The following is a 26,095-nucleotide window of genomic DNA, read 5'->3' on the forward strand; positions in this document are numbered from 1 at the left end:
AATCGGTAGAAAATAAATCTTTTCAACAAAAACGGCCCAAAGAAACTCTGGGCCGTTTGCACTCTCGACGCTTAATTTGCCACCATTACATGTCGCAAAAATGACAAGCCTGCGTCAAAACGCATTAAGCCTCAGAAGCGTCTTTCGCAGCGTCATCGCCTTTTGCTTGAGCGTTCGCTTGAGATTGAGCGTATTCTTTACCAGCAAGAATTGCGTCAGCCATAGCTGAAGCATATAGAGTTACTGCACGGATCGCATCGTCGTTACCCGGAATAACGTAATCAACGTTGTCTGGGTTAGAGTTTGTATCAACGATACCGATAACAGGAATACCTAAGTTCTTCGCTTCTTTGATTGCAATCGCTTCGTGATCAACGTCGATTACAAATAATGCGTCAGGTAAACCACCCATGTTTTTAACGCCGCCTAAAGAACGCTCAAGTTTTTCCATCTCACGAGCACGTTCTAAAGCTTCACGTTTAGTAAGCTTAGCAAAAGTACCGTCTTGAGATTGAGTTTGAAGATCTTTTAAACGGTTGATAGATTGGCGAAGTGTTTTCCAGTTCGTCAACATACCACCTAACCAACGGTGATCTACATATGGTTGACCAGCGCGTTGAGCTTGTTCACGGATGATGTTAGAAGCAGCACGTTTTGTACCAACGAACAAAACTTTGTTCTTTTTGCTTGCTAATTGGTTAGCGAAGTTCAAAGCATCATTTAACGCAGGAACAGTGTGCTCAAGGTTGATGATGTGAATTTTGTTACGCGCGCCAAAAATGTATTGACGCATTTTTGGGTTCCAGAAACGAGTTTGGTGACCAAAGTGCGCGCCTGCTTGAAGAAGGTCACGCATGCTTACGTTGTAATCTGCCATTTTCTTTACCTTAAAAGTTGGGTTAGGCCTCCATATATCCGCATTCTCCACCCTTTTACAGGCACCCAGAGTAATGTGACGATATATGTGCGGATTTTTTACTCCACCTATCAAATTTGTTCGTAAAAGATATTCACGAAAAGCATTTGATAAAATGGGCGGCTATTTATACCATAGACACTTGTAAATTACCAAAAGTTTTTAGAGATCATGAACAGTACTTATACAGCTCCACGTCGATTAATCAAAACTCCAGATGAAATTGAAAAAATGCGCATTGCAGGACGACTGGCGGCTGAAGTTCTAGAGATGATCAAGCCGTATATCAAGGCGGGTGTAAGTACACTTGAACTTGATACCATTTGCCGTAATCACATTGAAAATGTACAACATGCTATTCCTGCCTGTGTCGGCTATGGTGGCGCTCCTGGACGCCCTGCTTTTCAGCACTCTATTTGTACTTCGGTTAACCATGTTGTCTGCCATGGCATTCCTTCTGAAAATAAAACGTTAAAAAACGGTGATATTTTAAATATTGATGTGACTGTAATTAAAGATGGTTATCACGGCGATACAAACATGATGTATATCGTCGGTGGTGAGACGTCTATTTTAGCCAACCGTCTATGTAAAGTTGCCCAAGAAGCGATGTATCGTGGAATGGCAACTGTTAAAGATGGTTCATATTTAGGTGATATTGGCCATGCAATCCAGAAATATGTCGAATCAGAGCGTTTTAGTGTAGTACGTGAATATTGTGGCCACGGTATTGGTACTGTATTCCATGATGAACCTCAAGTATTACATTATGGTCAAGCTGGAACAGGTATGCGTCTGGAAGCTGGTATGACTTTTACTATTGAACCTATGGTAAATGCTGGCGTATGGCAAACTAAACTATTAGGCGATAAATGGACTGTTGTAACGAAAGACCATAAACTTTCAGCTCAATATGAACATACTATTTTAGTGACTCAAACAGGCATTGAAGTTTTAACTGCACGCCCTGAAGAGGACTTATCTCGCTTCAACTAATAGTTTAACAAACTTAAATAAAAGGCTACTTTATGTAGCCTTTTATTATTTATTATGTATTTTTTATTAATAAATATTTCCAAATATAAACAAATATTTCAAAAAAATTACAATTATTAATTTTTAATAAACAATCATTTTAATAAAACGCGGTATGGTTGGCTCAATAAAAATCAGTAAACAAATGTTCGGACATGGAGTCCTTTTATGATGAAAAAGTCATTATTTTGTATGACAGCTGCCTTTTTTGCCCTGCCAACAATCACTAACGCCGCTTCACCATATTTTAGTTTAAAGGATGGTGATGGTTTCAAACGTTTTTCAGTCTCTGCCGGCTGGTTACATGCAATGCCTCAAGGCTCAGGAAACCCTGTCAATATCAATACTAGCGTTGCAGAAGGTACACAATCTAAAGTTGGAGATGTATCTACAAAAGCCGTTTTAGAGGCGATCGACCAAAGCAAAACTTCAGGAAAATTCTGGTATAGCACTATTGGTCTTCTTGATAAGTTTACAGATACTCTTCCCTCTTCACTTGCAGGTACAGCCGAAGTTAATGGTCTTTCTCAATGGCAACAACAAGGTTCTGGCTTAGAAGCTAGTGATGTTGATACTGTTGGTCTTATGTTTAACTACAACTTTACGGACAATTTATCTTTAGAAATTAAAGGTGGTATTCCCCCTAAAGTGGATATTAATGGAAAAGGTAATATTTACGCTCCCCTTTCTGGAAAAGCGACTCCACTAAAAGATGGATCTTCAATTGGAGAAATCATAGGAGGTGGAATTTCCGGGGCGGGTGGAGATATTCCTTTAAAACAAGACCTTCATATTACTGATCTTTCTCAGGGGGGCAAGGCTGCGTCCGCACGCGCATGGTTACCAGCCGTTGAACTACATTATCAATTTGGTAAAACAGGTGTAAATAAGTTCCGTCCTTATATAGGAGCTGGCGTGATGTATGCATACTTTAATGATTTAAAAATGAATTCTGGTATTGAGGCTGATTTAATTCAAGCAGGACACATGATCCAGAATATCCATGATGGTAAAGCTGGTGCAGCACTAGATCGCAAAACATCATCAGCAAATCCTATCGTGAAACTAGAAGCGACCGATACTTTTGCACCTATTGTAACTTTAGGTGCAACTTACGACTTCAACCCCAATTGGTTTGCTGTTGGTTCAGTTTCGTATTCAAAAATGAATAGTGAAGCAAAAATCTATGTGACTGACCAAAATACAGGTAAAGAGCTAATTAAAGCGAATACCAAAATTGATATTGACCCACTCATTTCATATGTTGGTGTTGGTTACCGCTTCTAACCCCGCATAAAGCTATAAAGACTTATATAAGTTTTTATAGCTTTCTTTAACTCTATTTCGCCTAAAAATTGCTTCTTTTTAAATCAAGATGCTAAAAAAATGAGCATTTTTATAAAAAATACAGCTGTAGAAACCTTTTCAAATTCTTATTAATACCCTCTTATTTTTTCCAATTTTTTTATTATTTTTCTATTCAAAAACTAACTCAATAAAATTAGAAAGTAATTTTTCCTTTTTAGTAAAATTCATTTTTTGGCACAAGCTTTGCTTTATTCATTGCACGATGAATCAATGATGATTCAATGAATAAACAAAGACGGCCAACGATGTCCGCTCTGATCGGTCTGCAGATAGGCAATAAATTGCCATGCAAATTAAATTTCGTTCAGTTCAGAGGGACGGCGTATGTCTTCAAATATCCAATTAGATGCAAAAAAAGCAACTGAAATTAAATTATTCAGTTTTTCAACTCCAGCAATGCGTGCCTTCCACATGACATGGCTCGCTTTCTTTGTATGTTTCTTTGCATGGTTTGCTTGTGCACCATTAATGCCCGTGATTAAAGGTGAATTTGGCTTAACAAAAGATCAAATTGCTAATATTAATATTGCTGCTGTTGCTATTACTATTTTAGTGCGGCTTATTGTCGGACCACTCTGCGACAAATATGGCCCACGTATTACGTACACCACTCTACTATTAGTTGGCAGCATTCCAGTATTTGGAGTAGCTGCTGCTAATAGCTATGAATCTTTTCTATTCTTTCGCTTACTTATTGGTGCGATTGGCGCAAGCTTCGTCATTACTCAATATCATACAAGTGTCATGTTTGCACCTAACGTTGTAGGAACAGCAAATGCGGCAACGGCTGGCTGGGGAAATGCTGGCGGTGGAGCAACACAAGCTTTAATGCCTTTATTGCTCGGTGCAATTGTGATGTTTGGTGTTGAACAAACCATGGGATGGCGCGTGGCATTAATCGTACCTGGCGTAATGATGGTTATTGTTGGCATTCTTTATTGGAAATTAACTCAAGATTGCCCTCAAGGAAACTTTAAAGAAGTTCGCGCGCAAGGTATTGAGGTCGGAAGTGGTAAAAAAGGTGGTACTGCCATTTTAATGCAAGCCGCTCGCAACTATCGTGTCTGGATTTTATTTTTGGCATATGGTGCAAGTTTTGGTATTGAGATTTTTATCCATAACGTTGCAGCAATGTATTATGTCGATCAATTTAAAATGGATTTAAAAACGGCTGGACTAACTGCCGGAATCTTTGGTCTTTTAGCATTATTCGCTCGAGCGCTAGGCGGTATCATTTCCGATAAAGTTGCACTCAAAAAAGGTTTAGATGGCCGCACGAAAGTACTTGTGCTCATGATTTTAGGTGAAGGTTTATTCTTAATCCTCTTCTCGCAAATGAATGCTGTTGCGCTCGCTATTATTTCCATGACTATTTTTGCATTGTTTACGCATATGGCATGTGGAGCAACTTACGCTCTCGTACCATTTATCGATCGCACTGCATTAGGTGGAGTTGCAGGAATTATTGGCGCGGGTGGTAATGTTGGTGCTGTGGCAGCAGGTTTCCTACTCAAAGGTTTACTTGATGTCCAAACTTGCCTGTTTATTTTAGGCGGTCTGGTTATGGTCGCAGGCTGTAGCGTAATTTTGATTCGCTTCACAACTGAACATAAAGAAAAAGAACAAGTTCTTTTTGAGCAGGCATTACTTGAACGTAATTCAACAGCTTAATTTTTATAAGAAGCAGAGATCAAAATGATGTCTGCTTCTTCAAATTTCTTATTATAAAATATTTACACCACTCACTTTTTAATTCTTCTTAAATATTCTTGCCATCTATATCGATATTTCTCGATATGTCTTCTACAATAAATGACCACATTATTATAATTTTCCATTAACGATGACTAAAACTGCTCACAACTTTTCCCAGCCACTTATCTATATGCTGATTGGTAGTGCCCTTATTTTGGCTCTTTCTTTAGGCGTTAGGCATGGTTTTGGACTTTATTTGGTTCCAATGAGCCATGAGTTTGGCTGGGGCCAACATGTTTTTAGTCTTGCAATCGCCATGCAGAACCTGATCTGGGGCGCAGTTCAACCTTTTACTGGCGCAATCGCAGATAAATATGGCAGTAAAATTGTGGTTGCTGTTGGCGGATTACTTTACGCCCTTGGCTTACTGTTAATGGCTTTTAGTTCAAGTGTACTCATTTTGAATTTAAGCCTAGGTCTTATTATTGGTTTAGCTTTATCAGCAACCTCCTTTACGGTTTTACTTAGTGCAGTAGGCCGAGCTGCCCCTCCAGAAAAAAGAAGTATGGCAATGGGGATTGCAAGTGCAGCAGGCTCTTTCGGTCAGTTTATTATGCTGCCATCTACCCTTCTCTTACTCAAGAATGTTGGATGGTCAGCAGCCCTAATGGTCAGTGCGCTGTTAATTGCTCTTATTATTCCCCTTGCATGGATGTTAAAAGGACCAAGCAATCAAACACCAAAAGCAATTGCACAACCTCAGCTTACATTTAAACAAGTACTGCATATTGCTAGAAAACATAAACCCTTTTGGTGGTTAGCTTTAGGTTTCTTAGTATGTGGATTCCAAGTTGTTTTCTTAGGTGTACATTTACCCGGCTATTTAATCGACCACGGCTTTGATGCAGCTACAGGTACTGTGTTTCTAGCCCTAGTTGGACTATTTAATATTGTGGGGACTTATGGTGCTGGCTGGTTAGGAGACCGCTTCTCAAAACCTAAATTATTAATGGCGCTTTACGGCAGCCGTGGCATCGCGATCATTGCCTTCTTGTTATTACCTTTAAGCATTTATACGGTATATGCTTTTGGAATTATTATGGGCCTTTTATGGCTCTCTACTGTTCCGCTCACGAACGGCATTGTGGCAAATATGTTTGGCGTTAAATATCTTTCAATGCTGAGCGGCATTGTGTTTTTCACCCATCAAGTCGGTTCTTTCTTTGGCGGTTGGCTTGGTGGTGTTAACCATGACTTAACAGGTAATTACAATGCGATTTGGCTATGTTCTATAGCATTAAGTATAGTAGGTGTGATCGTACACTTCTTTGTGAATGAGGAGGCTGTTATTCATGACGCATAATGCCTTACTTTTGAAAACAATTATGACTTTTATTATAGTCACGCTTTTGGTGCTTTCTATAATTTTATGGAAACAAACACCAGATTTATTTGAATATTTTAACCAAGCATTTTGCCCACACTAAAGAGATGAGACGCTAAAATCGCTCTGACATTGTCATAAAAATATAAAAAACCTATGATCTAATGAAAATAAAAAAGCCCGCAAATTTGCAGGCTTTTTTTATTGAAAACTTATTTAAAATCAAAACAAACGATTCATACCATTAAGTGCAGCTACACGATATGCTTCAGCCATTGTTGGATAGTTAAATGTCGTTTCAACGAAATATTTCAAAGTATTGTTTGGGCTGTGCATAACTGCTTGCCCAATGTGGATAATTTCGGCAGCGTTATTACCAAAACAGTGAATACCTAAAATTTCCATAGTGTCGCGGTGGAAAAGAATTTTTAACTCACCTACTGTATCACCGGTAATTTGTGCACGAGCCAAATGACGGAAAGAAGCTTGACCCACTTCATACGGAATTTTTTCTTCCGTTAATTCCTGTTCATTTTTACCAATTGATGAGATTTCCGGAATGGTATAGATACCAGTTGGAATGTCACGTACTGGCTTCGCATCTTCACCACTCATGTTTGCGCCAGCACAGCGCCCTTGGTCATAAGCAGCAGAAGCAAGAGATGGCCAACCAATCACGTCACCAGCAGCATAGATGTTCTCAACTTCAGTTTGATATTGATCATTTACCGAAAGCTGACCGCGGTTGTTTGGAACTAGTCCAACGTTCTCAAGACCTAAGCCTTCTGTATTACCTGAACGACCGTTACACCAAAGAATGGCATCAGCTTTAATCTTTTTACCACTTTGTAAGTGTAAAACAACATGATCATCAAACGTTTCAAGATGATCCATCTGTTCATTATGGCGAATCAATACACCCTGTTCACGTAAGTGATAAGACAAAGCATCCGCAATTTCATCATCTAAATAGCTTAAAAGTTTTTGCTGAGTATTGATCAAGTCAACTTTATGATCTAAACCAATAAAGATTGAGGCATATTCACAGCCAATAACACCTGCGCCGTAAATAATGATTTTTTGAATTGAATAATCAAGATCAAGAATCTTATCCGAATCAAACACGCGAGGATGATCAAAGTCGAGACCTTGCGGATGATAAGGACGGCTACCTGTCGCAATCACAATTTGCTTACAGATAATTGTCTCTTTAATACCTTCATGGCTAAAAACTAAGACTGTATTTTTATCTTGAATATATGCACGACCGTGGAAGACACCAATCTTGTTACGGTCATAGAAACGTGTATGTGTATCAACCTGTTGTTGAATCACTTTATGTGCATTACGCAAAACCTGTTTCATGGTGAACTGTTTCCATTCACCTACTTTTTGAAACATTGGATCACGCTGATAGCGAATAATACTAGAAACTGTTTGACGTAATGCTTTACTTGGAATCGTTCCTACGTGTGCACAGTTACCACCAAGTTGATCACGCACATCTACAATTGCAACACGCTTACCAGCTTTTGAAAGCTTCATTGCCGCGCCTTCACCCGCAGGTCCAGAACCGAGAACTACCGCATCGTATTTAACGAAATTCCCACTAACGACCTCTTTTTTACGTGGCATTGAAAGCTCCTTCCTCTCTTGAATGACCATATTTTATAATAGATTATGACTAATATGCGGTGAATTTATGTATTTCTCAACCCTATATTTCTGAATAGCCACATTTATTATATGAATAGTTATTTTCCGCTATTAACTGAAGAACTTCGCTATAATACAATGTCAATGTCTCTATAAACGAGTGGAAAAGTTAGATATGTCAGAACACCGTAAACCTGAACAGGGTGTAAAACTTCGTGGCGCAGAAAAAGTCGCAAGAATTCCTGTAAAAGTTGTACCTACGGTTGAAGTGCCGCGTAAACCTGACTGGATTCGTGTCAAGATGACGGCACCAGAAGAAGTTCAGCGTATTAAAACGACTTTACGTGCTCAAAAACTCCATACCGTTTGTGAAGAAGCTGCTTGTCCTAACCTACCAGAATGTTTTGGCGGCGGTACGGCAACATTCATGATTATGGGCGATATTTGTACACGCCGTTGTCCTTTCTGTGATGTAGCACATGGTCGTCCAAATGCACTCGATGCTGACGAACCACGTCACATGGCAGAAACCATTTCTAACCTGAAACTCAAGTATGCAGTAATTACTTCAGTTGACCGTGATGACTTACTTGACGGCGGTGCACAACACTTTGTGGACTGTATTAAAGAAGCTCGCGCACTTAGCCCGACGACATTGCTTGAGATTTTAGTACCAGATTTCCGTGGACGTATGGATATTGCTTTACGCATTATGACTGAATGTCCGCCAGACGTATTTAACCACAACATTGAGACTGTGCCTCGCTTATATAAAGCAATGCGTCCAGGTTCAGACTATCAACACTCTTTAACCTTATTAAAAATGTTTAAAGAATACTGCCCAGATATCCCAACAAAATGTGGTTTGATGGTCGGTATTGGTGAAACTGAAGAAGAAGTGATTGCATTGCTTGATGACTTACGTGCTCACGATGTTGACTATGTGACTATTGGTCAATATTTACAGCCTTCTAAACAACATGCACCAATCGACCGCTTTGTAACGCCAGAAGAGTTTGAACGTTATGCAGAGCATGGTCGTAAACTTGGCTTTAGAAATATTTGGTCTGCACCAATGGTTCGTTCAAGTTATTTTGCTGATCGTCAATACCACGGTGAGCCAGTACCAGAAGTTCGTCGTAAAGTAGATCCAGCTAAAAAAATTGCTGTTCAAACCGTCGAAGCTTAATAAATTAAATATCTATAAAAGCCCTCTAACACAGAGGGCTTTTATTTGTATAAGAAAATCAATAACATTTCTTGACAAATCGATAAAACAAGCCATTACACTTTCACTGAAAAATATCTTATACCTAAAAGTACGATATATCCCTGCTCTAGCATATACATCAATTGCGATATAAAAAATTAAATTTAAACAGCATTAAAATTAGCTAGTTAAGCCTTAAATCTCTCCTCGCTTTTTTCGTAACTTCTAACTTGAGGGCTTATCTAGCAAGGAGCAAGTATGATTTTCCTACTCTTTGTTTTAAGCATCGTCATTCAGCTTTTTGCAATATGGGCAATTTTCTTTTTTAACCTGAACCGAATCATTGGTAGTGTAATTACGATTGCTGTAGCTATATTTACTGCACTCATATTAACGCCATGGGCTCTCATTTTAGGTATTCCCCTCATTACCCTTAGTATCATTATTTTATTTGCACCATTACGCTTTAACCTGATTACTAAACCTGCATATAAAACATTAGCAAACTCAATGCCGAGCATCAGTACGACTGAACAAGAGGCCTTAGAGGCAGGTACCAGTTGGTGGGAAAAAGAATTATTTATGGGAGCACCTGATTGGTCCCAATTTGAAAAGTATCCCTATCCAACGTTGTCGGAAGAAGAACAAAGCTTTATTGACAATGAAGTTGAGCTACTTTGTAGCATGCTCAATGAGTGGGAAATTCATCATCACTTAAAAGATCTTCCACCAGAGGTTTGGCAATTTATTAAAGACAAAGGTTTTTTAGGTCTCATTATTCCAAAATCCTTTGGCGGCAAAGAATTTAGCTCATTTGCCCAAAGTCGTATTATGAGCAAAATTGCTTCCCGCTCACTCACCACAGCTGTGAGTTGTATGGTTCCAAATTCGTTGGGACCGGGTGAGCTACTCATGCACTACGGTACCGATGCACAAAAACAGCAATATTTACCGGGCCTTGCTAAAGGTGAAGAGATCCCATGCTTTGGTTTAACCAGCCCAGAAGCAGGTTCAGACGCTGGCGCCATTCCAGATTCAGGTGTTGTTTGCTACGGCGAATATGAAGGTGCTCAAGTTATTGGGCTACGCATGAATTTCTCTAAACGCTGGATTACCCTTGCGCCAATTGCTACAGTCGTAGGTCTTGCATTTAAACTGTATGATCCTGAAGGATTACTCGGCGATAAAAATAAAATAGAGTACGGTATTACCTGTGCCCTCATTCCTGCCAGTCATGCAGGCGTGAAAATAGGAGCACGTCATTTTCCAGGCTCTCCATTTATGAACGGAACCGTAGAAGGAGAAGATGTTTTCATTCCTATCGACTGGATTATCGGTGGACAAGAAAATGCCGGTAAAGGCTGGCGTATGCTCATGGAATGTTTAGGCGTTGGTCGTGGTATTTCCCTTCCAGCTTTAGCAACAGCAGCAGGTGAAATGAGCTATTTAACCGTTGGTGCTTTTGCGAAAATTCGTCAACAGTTCAATATTTCAGTAGGTAAATTTGAAGGCGTACAAGAAGCGACCAGTGAAATTGCCAGCGATGCCTACATGCTTGAAGCATTCCGTTATTTAGTGACATGTGGCTTAAACCAAGGTGGAACACCAGCCGTGATGACGGCCATGGCAAAATATTATGCCACTGAAACGATGCGTAAAGTAGTCAATCACGGAATGGACATTGCTGGAGGACGTGCAATTCAACTTGGACCACGTAACTTCCTAGCCCTTACCTATCAAGCAATTCCAATTGCGATTACGGTAGAAGGCGCAAATATTTTGACCCGTTCATTGATGATTTTTGGTCAAGGCTCAATGCGTTGTCACCCTTATCTATTTGAAGAATTACAACTCCTTCAATCTGAGGATAAAGCTAATGCGGTTCAAAAATTCGATGATTTATTATTTAAACATTTAGCCTATACCTTTAACCGTGGGGCAAAATCATTTGCTTATGGTTGGACTGGTGGCTCAAATGATGCTCCTCAATCAGTAGATCAATTTACTGCTAGTTACTATAAGACGATTAACCGTTTTAGTGCCAACTTCGCGCTTGTTTCGGATATGTCACTTGGTTTACTTGCAGGCGACTTAAAACGCAAAGAAATGTTATCAGGACGCTTGGCAGATATTCACGCGCACCTCTTTATTTCTACTGCGATTTTAAAATTTTATGAAGCTGGCCAAAAAACTGAAGCCGAACAACTTCACGCTAAATTAGCTCTACAAAAAGCGTTCTTGAATATTCAGGAAGCATTTTGGGGATTATTTGAAAACTTCCCAGCTAAACTTCCAGCGGCATTTGTAAAATGGATCTGTTTCCCTCTTGGTCGTGTCATTTCAAAACCTGACGATGAGTTAAAACAGCAAGTCGCTGAACTTATGATGCAAGAGCATCCTTTTAGAGAGCAGCTTAAGCATCACGTATTTTATTCAACCAAAGCCGATGATGTGACTGGACGTTTAGAGCATACTTTTCAAATTCTACGAACCCTTGAACCACTTTGGGATAAGTTCAAAAAAGCTGAATCTAAAGGTAAATTTACAGGATTGACTTTCGAAGAGAATATTGCACAAGCAATAAAAGAAGGTTTTATTACTGAAAGCGAAGCTCAACAATTATTGCAATACAATGCAATTCGATTTGACAGCATGCTTACAGATGTATTTGATAAAGATTTAAATAAAGACCTGCCTTTATCGAACCCTCATCAAATTTAGTGACTGATGCCTCCACTAATTCACTATTGCAATCACACTTGATTCGCATTAATTAATAAACAGCCATAAAAGCGTCAATCGACGCTTTTATTTTTAGGAGAAATTAATGTCTAAGCAAGATTACGAAAATGGATTAAAAGTTCGCACAGAAGTGATGGGAGAAGCTTTTGTAAAACGCGCCCAAGAAAACACCGTACCCTTTACTCAGCCTTTACAAGACTGGATTAACGAGCATGCATGGGGATCGACTTGGCAGCGTGAAGGCGTATTACCACGTAAATATCGTTCATTAATTACTTTGGCAATGTTAACTGCACTTAAGTCACCCACAGAACTCAAAGGCCATGTTCGTGGTGCACTTAACAATGGCTGTACAGTTGAAGAGATTCAAGAAACTTTATTGCACAGCCTTCCATATTGTGGCGCGCCTGCTACACAAGAAGCTTTTCGTGCTGCTTTAGAAGTGATTCAAGAATATCAACAAAAATAATTTCAATATGAGCCAGAACTCTACTGGCTCTTTTTAATCTAATTCAATTTAGTCGGATGTATCTGAAAATTACGGTCGTCAATCACAATAGTCTGACGACAAATTCCTTCCGCTTGACGTTGCTTTTCAAAAACTGCTGCTGACATCGGTTCAAAATTATCAAAAAAGCAGATTTCTTTTGGATCAATAGAATAGATGAGAGACTGATTTCCAACACCTTCTAAAGTATCGTAATAGACAATCACCATTTTACCATTTTGAATTTCAGCTTGAATATATTGATAGCTCAACGCAGGTCCTGTCGGTATTTTCAATACCTTTGCTTCTTTATAGCTCATTCGTTCACTTGGGCTAATATTAGGATCTTCATCTGAATGAAATGACACGTTAAACCCTAGTTTCTTTAATGCAACAGCTAAGGCAATAGTATAGGTGCCCCCTTCGTCGTGTCGGCAAACTTTAATCAACTCAGCAACATCAATTTGTACTCCATGATGTTGAAGCACCATCCAAACCGCAAAAACACCACAGTTTGCTTCGAGGTTTGCTAGAGCTTGGGGAATATTTACTGCCATAATTTGAATCTATAAGGATAATTAGGCAGATAATAAACAAAACTGGATTGGCACTAAAAGCTTTTCCAAGTACAATGTTTCGCTAGTCGAGGGATGCTGCGACAAATGATCGGCACTAAAGATCAATTTGCCAGGCTCGACAATCGGTTAAACACTCGTTTTAACCAACAACGGCATCCGCGAACAGAACGATCCATACTATTTTTTCCCTAGGAGATCCTGATGAACGCGGTTAATGCTTCATTTACAGATTATAAAGTTGCTGACATCTCTCTTGCTGACTACGGTCGTAAAGAAATCAAACTTGCTGAAGCAGAAATGCCAGCTTTAATTGGTTTACGTAAGCGTTATGCAGCGTCTAAACCACTTGCTGGTGCAAAAATCCTTGGTTGTATTCACATGACCATTCAAACAGCGGTTCTTATTGAAACGCTTGTTGAATTAGGTGCTGAAGTTCGTTGGACTTCATGTAACATTTTCTCGACTCAAGACCATGCTGCTGCTGCAATTGCTGCTCGCGGTATTCCTGTTTTTGCTTGGAAAGGCGAAACTGAAGAAGAATATGTATGGTGCCTTGAACAACAAGTGAATGTTAATGGTCAACCTTGGGATGCCAACATGATTTTGGACGATGGCGGTGACTTAACTGCTCTTGTTCATGAAAAATACCCTGCTCTTTTAGAACGCATTCACGGTATTACTGAAGAAACGACTACAGGTGTTCAACGTCTTATTGAAATGTGGAAAGACGGTTCTTTGAAAGTACCTGCAATTAACGTAAATGACTCAGTTACTAAATCTAAAAATGACAACAAATATGGTTGCCGTCACTCATTAAATGATGCAATCAAACGTGCAACTGACATGCTTTTATCTGGTCGTCGTGCGCTTGTGATCGGTTACGGTGACGTTGGTAAAGGTTCTGCTCAATCTTTACGTCAAGAAGGCATGATTGTTCGTGTAACTGAAGTTGACCCAATTTGTGCAATGCAAGCATGTATGGACGGCTACGAAGTTGTATCTCCATACAAAAACGGCGTACAAACAGGTAAAAAAGAAGATATTAACCACGACTTACTTGGCAACACTGACCTTGTTGTAACGACTACTGGTAACTACCACGTATGTGATGCTGCAATGTTAGATAGCTTAAAAGCTGGTGCAGTTGTATGTAACATCGGTCACTTCGACACAGAAATCGACACAGCTTATTTACGTGGTTACAAGTGGGTTGAAGTTAAGCCACAAGTTCACCAAGTTTATCGTTCTGAAGATGAAAATAACTACCTCATTCTTCTTTCTGAAGGTCGCCTTGTAAACCTAGGTAATGCAACTGGTCACCCATCACGTGTGATGGATGGTTCTTTTGCTAACCAAGTGTTAGGTCAAATTCACTTATTCCAAGAGAAATTTGCTGACCTTCCTGCAAACGAAAAAACTGCAAAAATTCGTGTAGAAGTTCTTCCTAAGAAACTTGACGAAGAAGTTGCTGCGGCAATGGTTGCAGGTTTTGGTGGTGTACTTACTCAATTAACTCAAGAGCAAGCTGGCTATTTAGGTGTTGCTGTTGAGGGACCATTCAAGTCTGACGCTTACAAATACTAAGAACTTAAGGGCAGACGGTTCACCGTCTGCCCTTTTTTCTAAAAATATTGTTTCGCTGTTTACAAGGATTTGACATGACTAAACGTATACCCATTTCTTTTGAGTTTTTCCCACCGAAAACTGATGCCGGTGCTGAAAAACTTCGTATTGTTCATCAAGAATTACAACTATTAAATCCAGATTTCTTCTCGATTACATATGGTGCTGGTGGTTCTACTCGCGAACGTACTCTTGCTGCTATTGACGATTTCAATGGTAAAGGTACACCAGTTGCACCTCACCTTTCATGCATTGGTGATGATAAAGCGCGTATTGCTGAGTTACTAGATTTATATAAAACCCAAGGCATTAACCGTATTGTCGCTTTACGCGGTGACTTACCTTCTGGTCAAGTCGGGCTTGGCGAACTTCCTTATGCTCAAGATTTAGTACGTTTTATTCGTGAGCACTCAGGTGATCATTTTCATATTGAAGTTGCAGCTTATCCTGAAATGCACCCTCAAGCTGAAAACCTTGATTCAGATATCCAACGTTTTATTGAAAAAGTACAAGCTGGCGCTAATGCAGGAATTACACAATTCTTCTTTAATCCAGACTCATACTTTTATTTTATTGAGCGTCTGGAAAAAGCTGGAGTTAATATTCCGGTGGCTCCTGGCATCATGCCGATTACCAATGCCAGCAATTTAATTCGCTTTGCTGATGGTACTGGTGCAGAGATTCCTCGTTGGATCCGTAAACAATTACAAGCCTATGGTGATGACAGCGAGAGTATTAAAGCTTTTGGTCATGAAGTTGTTGTGAAGCTATGTGAACGCCTGATCGCAGGTGGTGCACCAAGCTTACATTTCTATTCAATGAATCAAGTCGAACCAACTCATCAACTCGTTGTTGATCTTGGTTTAAATTAATTTTGTAAGGCGTACCCAATGAATCGTTTTTTTATCGAAACTGAACTTACAGTTGGTTCAACTATTCAACTAACTGAATCAGTATTTCATCATTGGGTGCGTGTCTTACGTGCACAATTACAAGAACAAGCGACTCTCTTTAATGGCCAAGGTGGCGAATATCTCGCGACACTGAGCGAAATTAATAAAAAAAATGCGTTTGTCACAATTGAGAATTTCAACTCTAATAACCGTAATGCCCCATTTAAAGCAGTTCTGGGTCAGGTCATGAGTAAAGGCGACCGAATGGATTATGCCATTCAGAAAGCCACTGAACTTGGTGTAAGTCAAATTCAGTTACTTACAAGCGACCGCTGTGAAATGCGCTTAAAATACGACCGAGATCAAAAAAAATTAGATCACTGGCAAGCTGTTGCAATTGCAGCATGCGAACAATGTGGCTTGAACTTAGTCCCAGAAGTATTAGCACCTATTTCTCTTAATGAATGGTTAAGTTCTTCAGAACTTCCTCAATCTAAATTCGTTTTAGCGCCAGAAAAAGAACAAAAAGATGTATTAGCAGGCATACAACCTGAACTTGCCTTGTTAATTGGACCAGAAGGCGGTTTAAGCGAGAATGAAATTACTCAAGCCAATCAAGCTGGTTTTATGAACTGGTGTATTGGTGACCGTGTTTTACGTACAGAAACTGCGCCAGTCGTCGCCTTATCTATTTTAAATTATCGGTTTTTATCCACCTAAGTTCATTGAACATTGATTAAATCGCTATTTAAAGTTAATTTACTTTTATTGTATGAATAAAATTTCAAATTCTTTATCACTGATAAATCAGATTCTTTCTGTATATATGTAAAAAAATAGGATAGAAAAATCTTATGTCTGGGCTTCAGGAAGAATATTTACAGCATCAAACAAAAATTGAGCAGCTAAAACTTTCAATTCAATATATACGCTGGTATTTGGTTAGCTTAATACTGCTATGTCTCATTTCATACGCTATTTTTTCTTATTATTTTTTATCTTCAATAACAATATTTAACTGGTCTATGGGCCTTACTGTTGCCTTTCTTACCTGCCTATTATTTGTTCCAAATATTTTAACGCACTATCGTACTATTAACTTTATTAAAAAAGCTGATCTTATCTTACAAAGCATTTGTTTTATTTCAGGAATTCTATTAGGGACAACCGTTACGGTTATTCACTTTTATCTTCCTCAAGAGCTTGTCACCCTACCAGATGCTCATATTTTAATTGCTTTGTTTATCACTTCTGCCCATATCATTGGACTGACTTTTTTAACGCAACAACCTCGATACTTTTATCTCTTATTTATTCCAAGTACATTACCCCTGCTAATCGCTCAATTTACACATACACCCATTACTCAGCTGCCTTTTTATTTCGCCTATAACATCGCTTTCATAGCTACCATACTCTGTGCATACGCAACTCAACGTAACTATCAAAAAATTTCTCAACTATTATTTAGAAATAAACAGCTCATTCAAATTTCAGAACAACATACCCAGTGGGCTGAAGAGTTATGTGTACAACTTCAACAAGAAGTGAATAAATCGAAAGATATTGAAGCCCAACTCCAATTTAATAACCATTTACTAGAACAAAAAGTACGTGAACGCACATACGATCTCACTAAAATGAATGAGCAACTCGAAAGTCACCACTACAATTTAGCTTTTGCAAATGAAACGGCAGGCATTCGACCTTGGGACTGGGATATTGAAAATCAAAAATTAGAAATTACGTTTTTTGATCAACAAAAGCAGACACAAACGACCGTTATTCATCTCAATACTATTTTAGACCGCGTACATCCAAGTGATAAAAAACTGTTTAACGAGCGCTTAAAGCAACATCTGGAAGGAATTACAGATCATTTTAATATCAATTTCAGGATTTTACGTCGAGATGGTTCATGGCGATGGATTCATGATGTAGGTCGTGTCATTACCAGAGATCCCAAAACACAAAAAGCGCTTCGTATGGTTGGAATGACCCGAGATATACACCAAGAGAAAAAAGACCAAGAACACTTAAGACTATCGGCAATTGTGCTTGAACAAGCAGCCGAAGGCATATTCATTTTAGATGAACACCTGAACTATATTGATATTAACCCTTACTACGAGAAATTAACCGGATTTTCTAAATCGGAACTTCTAAATAAAGAATTATTTAGCATTGCGATTAATCAAAAAGAATTACAACAACAATTTCACACTTCAATTACCCAACAGCTCCTCGAAACTGGGGAATATATGGGTCAATTCGATGAAAAGTTTAGTTCTGGCAAAAGCGTCTATTTGTGGCTACACATCAATGTCGTCAAAGATGAGTTCCATCAAATTACAAATTATATTGGATTTGCACGTGACCTCACTGAGCAAAAACGTCAGGAACAACACCTATCCTACTTAAAAAATTACGATAGTCTCACCCACTTGCCTAATCGTCTTTACTATTACAATCAATTACATCAATATCTTGTAAACCCTTCATATAACATTAAAAACTTAGCACTAATACGAGTAAATATTGACCGCTTTCGCGCTTTTAATGAATTTTTAAATAATGATAGTGGTGATGAACTCCTTAAACAGTTCGCACAACGATTACGCTTAATCAATATTAATGCAATTTTGGTTGCCTATTTAAATAGTGACGATTTTGCAATTATTTATGAAATTTCTCCAATTCATCCAAATATTGAGCAATATTGCCAAAACATCCTGCAAGCGCTCAATGCACCTTTTTATATTGATAATCACGAATATTTTATTACAGCATCTATCGGTGTGGCATGCTTTCCTGAGCATGGCCGACAAATTGACCATCTTAATAACCATGCAGAACAAGCACTTTCAGAAGCAAAGCGCTTAGGGGGCAATACCATTTCTTACTATCGCAATAAAGCAGAGCATCCATATAAAACTGCTGATTTAGAACAAGAGTTACGTAAAGCCATTCAAAATGATGAATTTATCATTTATTACCAACCCAAAATTAATCTACTAGACCAATCTATTATAGGTTTTGAAGCATTAATACGTTGGCAACATCCTGAAAAAGGATTAGTCATGCCAAATATGTTTATACCTTTTGCTGAGCGTAGTAGCCTGATTTCAGATATTGGCAAAGTCGTTTTAGATAAAGTTGGAAAACAATTACAAGAATGGAAAAACGCAGGCTACACAAACGTTCAAGTCTCTGTAAATATTGTCGCTCAGCAAATACATCGTGGCTTATTACTTAATGATCTAGATGAAGTTTTGCAAAAATATAATATACAGGGTTCGGATCTTGAACTTGAAATTACTGAATCAGCTCTATTAGACAATACGGATAACGTCAAAACACTATTACATGCGATAAAACAACGAGATATTTCAATTGCTTTAGATGACTTCGGTACAGGTTACTCCTCTTTAGCGTACCTGACAGAATATCCAATTGATGTACTAAAAATTGACCGTGCTTTCATTTCTAAAATTGGTGATCACAAACAAGAAGCTATTGTAAATGCCATGATTGCAATGGGTAAAAGTATGGGCCTTAAATTGGTTGCCGAAGGTGTAGAAACAGAAGAACAAGTTGCCTATCTGCAAAAACAGCAATGTGATTTTTTACAAGGCTATTTCTTTAGCCGCCCTATCCCAGCTGAGCAGATTATTCCTTATCTACAAACAGATTCACATATTTATTAATTGTTCCAACTCTCTATTTTCACATATGCTGCTTTTTCCAAAAATGAGCGTTTTTGACTGTGAGAAATAAAGAAGTAGTGTTATATTCTTTAGCATTTAGCTCACTACAGGGCTATTGGCAATTCGTCTACTATTCTCTTAATTGGTAAAAATTAAAGCATAGTAAAAGAACTGAGTTGCCTTCTCCCTGAATGAGTGATTTGACTAGTTTGCTTTTTTGTATCAAATAGAGACTCAGATGGACGATCAATCTTTAAAACAGGCCGCTTTAAATTACCATGAATATCCAAACCCAGGGAAAATCAGCGTTACCCCAAGTAAGCAACTTGTCAACCAACGAGATTTGGCTTTAGCCTACTCACCCGGAGTTGCTGCGCCATGTTTAGAGATTGAACGTGATCCTTCAACTGCTGCTAAATATACAGCTCGCGGAAACTTGGTTGCTGTAGTAACGAACGGTACCGCTGTTCTTGGTTTAGGTAATATTGGCCCATTGGCTTCTAAACCTGTAATGGAAGGTAAAGGCGTTCTCTTCAAGAAGTTTGCTGGTGTAGATGTATTTGACATCGAAATTGCAGAAAACGATCCAGATAAAATTGTAGATATCGTTGCCTCTCTTGAGCCAACTTTCGGTGGTATCAACCTCGAAGATATTAAAGCGCCTGAATGTTTCTATATTGAAAAGAAACTTCGTGAACGTATGAAGATTCCTGTATTCCATGACGATCAACATGGTACAAGTATTATTGTAGGTTCTGCTTTGCTCAATGCATTGCAACTTGTAAATAAGAAAATTGAAGAAATCAAAATTGTAGCTTCAGGTGCAGGTGCAGCAGCACTTTCATGTTTAGACTTGCTTTGTGCGCTTGGTGCTAAAAAAGAAAATATCATTGTTGCCGACTCTCGTGGTCTATTAACCACTTCACGTGAAGGCTTAGACGAATCTAAAAAACGTTATGTTCAAGATATTTCAGCATCTCAGCTTCATGAAGTAATGGCTGGCGCTGATATGTTCTTGGGTCTTTCTGCTGCTGGTATTCTCACCAAAGAAATGGTGAAACAGATGGCTGAGAACCCTATTATTTTTGCTTTGGCAAACCCAGATCCAGAAATTTTACCTGAACATGCACATGAAGTACGTTCTGACGTCATTATGGCAACTGGTCGTTCTGACTATCCAAACCAAGTAAACAACGCATTATGTTTCCCATACATTTTCCGTGGTGCACTTGACGTTGGCGCAACTACGATTAATGAAGACATGAAAATTGCATGTGTACATGCAATTGCACGTATGGCTCATGTTGAAGCTGATGCTGCAACATATGGTGAAAAATCTGCTTCATTTGGTCGTGACTATTTAATTCCACGCCCACTTGATCAACGTTTAATTTTAGAAATTGCACCAGCAGTTGCTAAAGCTGCAATGGACTCAGGTGTAGCAACTCGTCCTATCGAAGATTTCGCTGTATATCGTCAAAAATTGTCTGAGTTTGTATATAACTCTGCATTCTTGATGAAACCAATTTTTGCTCAAGCAAAAGCTGATCCAAAGCGTATTGCATATGCGGAAGGTGAAGACGAGCGCGTATTACGTGCAGTACAAATTGCAGTTGATGAAGATTTAGCTAAACCAATTTTAGTAGGTCGTACTGCTGTAATTGAAGCAAATATCAAAAAATTAGGCCTACGTTTACAACATGGCGTAAATATTGAGATTGTTGATCAAGAACAAAACCCGATGTATGAAGAGTTTTGGAAAGATTACTATCAAACAATGCAACGCAAAGGCATCACTGTTGAATATGCTCAACGTGAAGCTCGCCGCCGTTCAACGTTAATTGCATCTCTACTGGTTAAATTCGGTAAAGCAGACGGTATGTTATGTGGTACTTACAGCAGCTATAACATTCACCTTGACTTTGTACGTAATGTTATCGGTCTTAAAGAAGGCATGAACAACTTCTTCACGTTAAATGCATTAATGCTTGAAGATCGTAACTTGTTTATTGCAGATACCTATGTAAATACTAACCCGACTGCTGAACAACTTGCTGAAATGACTATTTTGGCAGCTGAAGAAGTACGTCGCTTTGGTATTACTCCACGTGTAGCCCTGCTTTCTCATTCAAGTTTTGGTAGTGACCAAACTGATTCAAGTGCTCAAAAAATGCGTGAAGTTTATCGTATTTTATCTGAGCAAGCTCCTGAGCTTGAAGTTGAAGGTGAAATGCATGGTGATGCAGCATTAGACGAAAGCATTCGTCAATTTGCATTCCCTGGTTCACGTTTTAAAGGTTCTGCAAACTTGCTCATTATGCCAAACCTAGATGCAGCAAATATTTCATTTAACTTGTTGAAAGCGACTTCTGGTAACAACGTTACTATTGGTCCAATTTTGCTTGGCGCAGCAAAACCTGTTCATATTTTGACACCGACAGCAACGACTCGTCGTCTTATCAATATGACTGCTTTAACTGTTGCGGAAATCCAACAACAAGAAAAGTAATTTAGAAAGAGCTTTTTACGAAAAGCCTGTCTAATGACTTGAGAAAACCTCTATTCTGTAGCATGATTGCTTGAAGAATAGAGGTTTTTTCATGCAAGTGTATTTAGTAGGCGGTGCCGTCCGAGATTCTCTACTTGGGCATCCCTATCAAGAAAAAGACTATGTTGTGGTCGGAGCAACACCTGAACATATGCTCGCCCAAGGTTTTCAACCTGTAGGCAAAGATTTTCCTGTGTTTCTTCATCCTGAAACGAAAGAAGAATATGCACTTGCACGTACTGAGCGAAAGTCCGGTAAGGGTTATCACGGTTTTCAGTTTTTTACCGATACCACAGTAAGTTTAGAAGAAGATTTAATTCGCCGTGATTTAACCATCAATGCCATAGCAATGGATCAAGATGGCAAATTATATGACCCGTATGGCGGTCAAACTGATTTAGAAAATAAAACCTTACGACATGTTTCAGAAGCTTTTGCTGAAGATCCTTTACGTGTTTTACGTGTCGCACGCTTTGCAGCCCGATATTCTTCATATGGTTTTCATATTGCACCTGAAACCTTACAACTCATGCAAACGATGGCCGAGTCAGGTGAACTTGATGCATTAACGCCAGAACGTGTGTGGAAAGAAACTTCACGTGCACTCTTAGAAGATCATGCAGATATTTATTTTCAGACATTACGCGATTGCGGTGCGTTAAAACATCTTTTCCCTGAAATTGATGCTCTGTTTGGTGTACCACAACGCCCTGAATATCATCCTGAAGTAGACTGCGGCATACATACTCTCATGTCTTTGCAACAAGCGTGTAAGTCAAACTACTCGCTTGATGTTCGATTTGCTGTTTTAGTACATGATTTGGGTAAAGCATTAACGCCAGTTAACGAACTTCCGCGCCATATCATGCATGAAGAGCGTGGCGTGAAACCAGTTACCGAACTATGCGAACGTTTAAAAGTTCCAACTCAAACTCGACAGTTGGCATTATCGGTGTGTAAAGAACATTTAAAATGTCATCAGATTATGTCTTTAAAACCAGGAACAGTATGGCGTTTATTACAACGCCTTGATGTATTACGCCGACCTGAGAGAGTAGAAGCTTTTGTACAGGCATGTGAGTGCGATGCTAGAGGAAGACTAGGTCTAGAAGATCGCCCCTATCCTCAAGCTCAATATATGTTAGATGCAATGCAAGTGGTTCGCTCTATTAAGGTTCAGGATTTACCAGACAACATTAAGGGTGCTGAAATTGGAGAAATGTTAATTCAATATCGCATTGATGCTTTAACTGAGTTCAAACATCAGCATCAGACACCTACACATTCTTAATTTAAGCCAATAAAAAAGCCTCATGATGAGGCTTTTTTATTTTACTGTTTAGGTAACGGTATAAATTGAGATTGACTATTTTGGTTTTTTCTTTCGCCAACTGTTACCACAAAATTTTCTTGCTTCCCAGCTCGCTCAACCACTACATTAATTTCGCTATTAGGCGCTTGTAATGCAACGTAATTAATCAAATGAGATGCCGAAGTGATTGGTTCATTATTTACTTGAACAATCTTATCGCCAACTTTTATACCTGCTGAAGCCGCTGGACCACTTTTTAATACATCAGCAACAACTACACCAATTTGCTGTTTTGGTGCCAAGACATCGTCTTGTGTAGGTGGTACTAAACTAATGCCTAACCATCCACGAACTACACGACCATCTTTCAAAATCGAGTTTAATACTTGTTGGCAAATTTTAGCTGGAATTGCGAAGCCAATACCTAAAGAACCACCTGACTGAGAGAAAATAGCTGTGTTTACTCCAATTAAATTACCAGCAACATCAATTAATGCACCACCTGAGTTACCTGGATTAATTGCGGCGTCGGTTTGAATAAAGTCTTCATAGGTATTAATGCCTAAATCAGAGCGCTCAGTGGCAGAAATAATACCTTGAGTTACCGTTTGCCCTACACCAAATGGGTTACCAATCGCCAAGACAACATCACCCACTTCATTACCACTTAACTTAAATGGCAACACAGGTAATTTATCTAAATCGATTTTAATGACTGCTAAATCTGTATCTGGATCCGTTCCAACAATCGTTGCTTCCGCACGACGTCCGTCACGTAATGCAACTACAATTTGATCAGCTTGAGCAATCACATGATTATTGGTAAGAATATAACCATCAGCACGTACAATAACCCCAGAGCCTAAACTATTTTCATTTTGCTGTTGTTGTTCAGGAACCTGATTTCCAAAAAATTCGCGGAATACTGGATCGCTTAACAATGGATGATTTTGTTTAACTTTTTGGGTCGTAAAAATATTAACAACTGCCGGCGCTGCAACTTTTACCGCAGCACTATAAGACACCACCCCGCCCGTTCGTGAAGTATCAACCAATGGCTCAACTTTCTCGGCAGGCATTTGTACCCCATCAACTGCAACAGTTGGTTTCGGTTGATGGTATTTTTGCCATGCAATAAAACTGGCAATTACAATAATAAGTAACACCCAAGGTAACCATGTAAAGGTGCGGCGCACGTTTAGATCCTCTACGAAAAGAAGTTTTTAATTAAATTAATATATTGAACAAAAAGAGTTTTCAGTTAAGCATTTTAAATTAAATATGTCGATATACACAAAAAACTCAAAAAAGATTTGTCTAGCTTTAGTTACACAACAAAATATGTTTCTATAGCTTTAGCAATTATTTACTACTCAATTCAGGAAATATCATGGCGAATTTGCATGAAATTATTCAGTGGTGCGACCAAACCTTAAAAGCAGCAGAATTTAAAGATTACGCACCAAATGGCCTGCAAATTGAAGGTTCAACTGAAGTAAAACGTATCGTTTGTGCGGTTACTGCTTCCGAAGGCGCGATTGATGCAGCAATTGCTCAAAATGCGGATCTATTACTTGTACATCATGGTTATTTTTGGAAAGGCGAACCGTACCCAATTACAGGAATGCGCGGTAACCGCATTAAAAAACTTATTCAAAATAATATTTCATTAGTCGCTTACCATCTGCCGTTAGATGCCCACCCAACTTTGGGCAACAATGTAGCCATTGCAGAGAAATTAAATTTACATAATTTAGAACCACTTGATTTAACCGAGAAACATCCGATTGGTAATATTGGGTATTTAGAGCAAGCACTTTCTGTGGACGAATTTAAAGCAAAACTACAAAACAGTTTTGATTTTAAGGTGATTCATTTACCAGCTGAAAAACAAAGCATTCAAAAAGTAGGTTTCTGTACAGGCGGCGCTCAAGATTTTATTGCTAAAGCAGCTTTGCAAAATTGTGATGCTTATATTTCAGGCGAAGTCAGTGAACGAACTTTCTATGAAGCAAAAGAATTAGGTGTTCACTATTTTGCTTGTGGTCATCATGCAACTGAACGCTATGGAGTTCAGCGATTGGCACAAGCAATTTCACAACGGTTCGCTATTGAAAGTGAATATTTTGAATTGAATAATCCGATTTAATTAAGTCTTTTTTTCAATCTGTGTTATGCGTATTAATTAGATCTTTATTGTGTATAGTTCTTTAAAACGATGCCCTATTGTGAACAGAATCATTTACAATAGAGCCACTTAATATTGTATAACCCAGCAAATGCAAGGAATAGGAACATGACAACCATTACTTTACCTGCACTTCCATATGGCTATGATGATTTAGCGCCACATATCAGTAAAGAAACTTTAGAATACCATCACGATAAACACCACAATACCTATGTTGTTAACTTAAACAACTTAATCAAAGGAACTGACCTTGAAGGTAAAACTTTAGAAGAAATCATCAAAGCAACTGCTGGTGATGCATCTAAAGCTGGTATTTTCAACAACGCTGCTCAAGTTTGGAACCATACATTCTACTGGAATTCTATGAAGCCAAATGGTGGTGGTAAGCCTACTGGCGCAATCGCTGCTAAAATTGAAGAAGCTTTTGGTAGCTACGAAAAATTTGCAGAAGAATTTGCTGCTGCGGCAACAACTCAATTCGGTTCAGGTTGGGCTTGGTTAGTTGCTGATGAAGTAAACGGTAAATTATCTATTACTAAAACTTCTAATGCAGACACTCCACTTGCACATGGTCAAATTGCTGTATTAACAATTGACGTATGGGAACATGCTTACTACATCGATTTCCGTAACTTACGTCCTAAATACATCGCAACTTTCTTAGAAAGCCTAGTGAACTGGGACTATGCAAATGCAAAACTTGCAGGCCAACCAGCAGGCGTAGAGAAATAATTTTATTTCTTTATAAAA

Annotated in this window: 19 protein-coding genes; 15 read left to right on the forward strand and 4 right to left on the reverse strand. The window is 38.7% G+C overall.

Annotated features, from left to right (window positions below; all coding sequences use genetic code 11):
• Positions 1-124: 124 nt before the first annotated feature.
• Positions 125-877, reverse strand: a complete 753-nt coding sequence (gene rpsB / locus I7H67_RS02025) for a 30S ribosomal protein S2 (protein ID WP_002118204.1) — start codon at positions 875-877, stop codon at positions 125-127.
• 210 nt (positions 878-1,087) lie between these two features.
• Here rpsB and map point away from each other — a divergent pair, with 210 nt between their 5' ends.
• From map to I7H67_RS02045, 4 genes are all read left to right on the forward strand, one after another.
• Positions 1,088-1,912, forward strand: coding sequence for a type I methionyl aminopeptidase (gene map, locus I7H67_RS02030; RefSeq protein ID WP_004790999.1), 825 nt, complete (start codon positions 1,088-1,090; stop codon positions 1,910-1,912).
• A 207-nt stretch (positions 1,913-2,119) separates the two neighbouring features.
• The gene (locus I7H67_RS02035; RefSeq protein ID WP_198306951.1) at positions 2,120-3,238 is read left to right on the forward strand and encodes an OmpW/AlkL family protein; all 1,119 of its coding nucleotides are present in this window, start codon (positions 2,120-2,122) and stop codon (positions 3,236-3,238) included.
• A gap of 405 nt (positions 3,239-3,643) precedes the next feature.
• Positions 3,644-4,990 (forward strand): MFS transporter, encoded by a 1,347-nt coding sequence (locus I7H67_RS02040; RefSeq protein ID WP_004790995.1) that lies wholly within the window; start codon positions 3,644-3,646, stop codon positions 4,988-4,990.
• Positions 4,991-5,162: 172 nt separating this feature from the next.
• Positions 5,163-6,377 carry an MFS transporter gene (locus I7H67_RS02045; protein ID WP_198306952.1) on the forward strand — a complete coding sequence of 405 codons (1,215 nt, stop codon included), beginning with the start codon at positions 5,163-5,165 and terminating at the stop codon, positions 6,375-6,377.
• 243 nt (positions 6,378-6,620) lie between these two features.
• Here I7H67_RS02045 and sthA read toward each other — a convergent pair whose 3' ends face one another.
• Positions 6,621-8,033 carry a Si-specific NAD(P)(+) transhydrogenase gene (gene sthA, locus I7H67_RS02050; protein ID WP_004790990.1) on the reverse strand — a complete coding sequence of 471 codons (1,413 nt, stop codon included), beginning with the start codon at positions 8,031-8,033 and terminating at the stop codon, positions 6,621-6,623.
• A gap of 196 nt (positions 8,034-8,229) precedes the next feature.
• Here sthA and lipA point away from each other — a divergent pair, with 196 nt between their 5' ends.
• The 3 genes from lipA to I7H67_RS02065 all read left to right on the forward strand — a co-directional run bounded on the left by lipA (position 8,230) and on the right by I7H67_RS02065 (position 12,475).
• Positions 8,230-9,243: a lipoyl synthase gene (lipA, locus tag I7H67_RS02055; protein ID WP_004790988.1), complete on the forward strand. Its 1,014-nt coding sequence runs from the start codon at positions 8,230-8,232 to the stop codon at positions 9,241-9,243.
• A 279-nt stretch (positions 9,244-9,522) separates the two neighbouring features.
• On the forward strand, positions 9,523-11,985 hold the full coding sequence (locus I7H67_RS02060; RefSeq protein WP_198306953.1) for an acyl-CoA dehydrogenase: 2,463 nt from the start codon (positions 9,523-9,525) through the stop codon (positions 11,983-11,985).
• Positions 11,986-12,091: 106 nt separating this feature from the next.
• Positions 12,092-12,475 (forward strand): carboxymuconolactone decarboxylase family protein, encoded by a 384-nt coding sequence (locus tag I7H67_RS02065; RefSeq protein ID WP_000043120.1) that lies wholly within the window; start codon positions 12,092-12,094, stop codon positions 12,473-12,475.
• 38 nt (positions 12,476-12,513) lie between these two features.
• Here the strand turns inward: I7H67_RS02065 and I7H67_RS02070 are convergent, their stop codons facing one another.
• The gene (locus I7H67_RS02070) at positions 12,514-13,050 is read right to left on the reverse strand and encodes a cysteine peptidase family C39 domain-containing protein (protein ID WP_198306954.1); all 537 of its coding nucleotides are present in this window, start codon (positions 13,048-13,050) and stop codon (positions 12,514-12,516) included.
• Between the two features lie 222 nt (positions 13,051-13,272).
• On the opposite strand from I7H67_RS02070, the gene ahcY reads away from it, so the two are divergent.
• The 6 genes from ahcY (at position 13,273) to I7H67_RS02100 (ending at position 23,133) form a co-directional block, all read left to right on the forward strand.
• Entirely contained in the window at positions 13,273-14,655 is a 1,383-nt protein-coding gene (gene ahcY, locus I7H67_RS02075) for an adenosylhomocysteinase (protein WP_144731861.1), read from the forward strand.
• Between the two features lie 74 nt (positions 14,656-14,729).
• On the forward strand, positions 14,730-15,566 hold the full coding sequence (gene metF, locus I7H67_RS02080) for a methylenetetrahydrofolate reductase [NAD(P)H] (RefSeq protein ID WP_198306955.1): 837 nt from the start codon (positions 14,730-14,732) through the stop codon (positions 15,564-15,566).
• A gap of 18 nt (positions 15,567-15,584) precedes the next feature.
• Positions 15,585-16,307 (forward strand): 16S rRNA (uracil(1498)-N(3))-methyltransferase, encoded by a 723-nt coding sequence (locus tag I7H67_RS02085; RefSeq protein ID WP_198306956.1) that lies wholly within the window; start codon positions 15,585-15,587, stop codon positions 16,305-16,307.
• Positions 16,308-16,441: 134 nt separating this feature from the next.
• Positions 16,442-19,294, forward strand: a complete 2,853-nt coding sequence (locus I7H67_RS02090) for a putative bifunctional diguanylate cyclase/phosphodiesterase (protein WP_198306957.1) — start codon at positions 16,442-16,444, stop codon at positions 19,292-19,294.
• Positions 19,295-19,532: 238 nt separating this feature from the next.
• The gene (locus I7H67_RS02095) at positions 19,533-21,803 is read left to right on the forward strand and encodes an NADP-dependent malic enzyme (protein ID WP_005307164.1); all 2,271 of its coding nucleotides are present in this window, start codon (positions 19,533-19,535) and stop codon (positions 21,801-21,803) included.
• Between the two features lie 91 nt (positions 21,804-21,894).
• Positions 21,895-23,133 carry a multifunctional CCA addition/repair protein gene (locus I7H67_RS02100; RefSeq protein WP_192835409.1) on the forward strand — a complete coding sequence of 413 codons (1,239 nt, stop codon included), beginning with the start codon at positions 21,895-21,897 and terminating at the stop codon, positions 23,131-23,133.
• A gap of 41 nt (positions 23,134-23,174) precedes the next feature.
• Here I7H67_RS02100 and I7H67_RS02105 read toward each other — a convergent pair whose 3' ends face one another.
• Positions 23,175-24,350 (reverse strand): S1C family serine protease, encoded by a 1,176-nt coding sequence (locus tag I7H67_RS02105; RefSeq protein WP_004790970.1) that lies wholly within the window; start codon positions 24,348-24,350, stop codon positions 23,175-23,177.
• Positions 24,351-24,544: 194 nt separating this feature from the next.
• Between I7H67_RS02105 and I7H67_RS02110 the strand changes: the two genes are divergently transcribed.
• On the forward strand, positions 24,545-25,303 hold the full coding sequence (locus I7H67_RS02110) for a Nif3-like dinuclear metal center hexameric protein (RefSeq protein ID WP_198306958.1): 759 nt from the start codon (positions 24,545-24,547) through the stop codon (positions 25,301-25,303).
• 147 nt (positions 25,304-25,450) lie between these two features.
• Entirely contained in the window at positions 25,451-26,077 is a 627-nt protein-coding gene (locus I7H67_RS02115; RefSeq protein WP_003650584.1) for a superoxide dismutase, read from the forward strand.
• Positions 26,078-26,095 lie beyond the last annotated feature (18 nt).

It is taken from the genome of Acinetobacter sp. ACIN00229, from assembly GCF_016106645.1.
GTDB classification, from domain to species: domain Bacteria; phylum Pseudomonadota; class Gammaproteobacteria; order Pseudomonadales; family Moraxellaceae; genus Acinetobacter; species Acinetobacter oleivorans.

Coding starts and splice junctions, on each gene's coding strand:
- I7H67_RS02095 (WP_005307164.1), top strand. CDS start 19,533: ATGGACGATCAATCTTTAAAACAGGCCGCTTTAAATTACCATGAATAT.
- map (WP_004790999.1), top strand. CDS start 1,088: ATGAACAGTACTTATACAGCTCCACGTCGATTAATCAAAACTCCAGAT.
- metF (WP_198306955.1), top strand. CDS start 14,730: ATGACTAAACGTATACCCATTTCTTTTGAGTTTTTCCCACCGAAAACT.
- I7H67_RS02045 (WP_198306952.1), top strand. CDS start 5,163: ATGACTAAAACTGCTCACAACTTTTCCCAGCCACTTATCTATATGCTG.
- I7H67_RS02070 (WP_198306954.1), bottom strand. CDS start 13,050: ATGGCAGTAAATATTCCCCAAGCTCTAGCAAACCTCGAAGCAAACTGT.
- I7H67_RS02065 (WP_000043120.1), top strand. CDS start 12,092: ATGTCTAAGCAAGATTACGAAAATGGATTAAAAGTTCGCACAGAAGTG.
- I7H67_RS02060 (WP_198306953.1), top strand. CDS start 9,523: ATGATTTTCCTACTCTTTGTTTTAAGCATCGTCATTCAGCTTTTTGCA.
- lipA (WP_004790988.1), top strand. CDS start 8,230: ATGTCAGAACACCGTAAACCTGAACAGGGTGTAAAACTTCGTGGCGCA.
- rpsB (WP_002118204.1), bottom strand. CDS start 877: ATGGCAGATTACAACGTAAGCATGCGTGACCTTCTTCAAGCAGGCGCG.
- sthA (WP_004790990.1), bottom strand. CDS start 8,033: ATGCCACGTAAAAAAGAGGTCGTTAGTGGGAATTTCGTTAAATACGAT.
- I7H67_RS02090 (WP_198306957.1), top strand. CDS start 16,442: ATGTCTGGGCTTCAGGAAGAATATTTACAGCATCAAACAAAAATTGAG.
- I7H67_RS02040 (WP_004790995.1), top strand. CDS start 3,644: ATGTCTTCAAATATCCAATTAGATGCAAAAAAAGCAACTGAAATTAAA.
- I7H67_RS02085 (WP_198306956.1), top strand. CDS start 15,585: ATGAATCGTTTTTTTATCGAAACTGAACTTACAGTTGGTTCAACTATT.
- I7H67_RS02115 (WP_003650584.1), top strand. CDS start 25,451: ATGACAACCATTACTTTACCTGCACTTCCATATGGCTATGATGATTTA.
- I7H67_RS02100 (WP_192835409.1), top strand. CDS start 21,895: ATGCAAGTGTATTTAGTAGGCGGTGCCGTCCGAGATTCTCTACTTGGG.
- I7H67_RS02110 (WP_198306958.1), top strand. CDS start 24,545: ATGGCGAATTTGCATGAAATTATTCAGTGGTGCGACCAAACCTTAAAA.
- ahcY (WP_144731861.1), top strand. CDS start 13,273: ATGAACGCGGTTAATGCTTCATTTACAGATTATAAAGTTGCTGACATC.
- I7H67_RS02035 (WP_198306951.1), top strand. CDS start 2,120: ATGATGAAAAAGTCATTATTTTGTATGACAGCTGCCTTTTTTGCCCTG.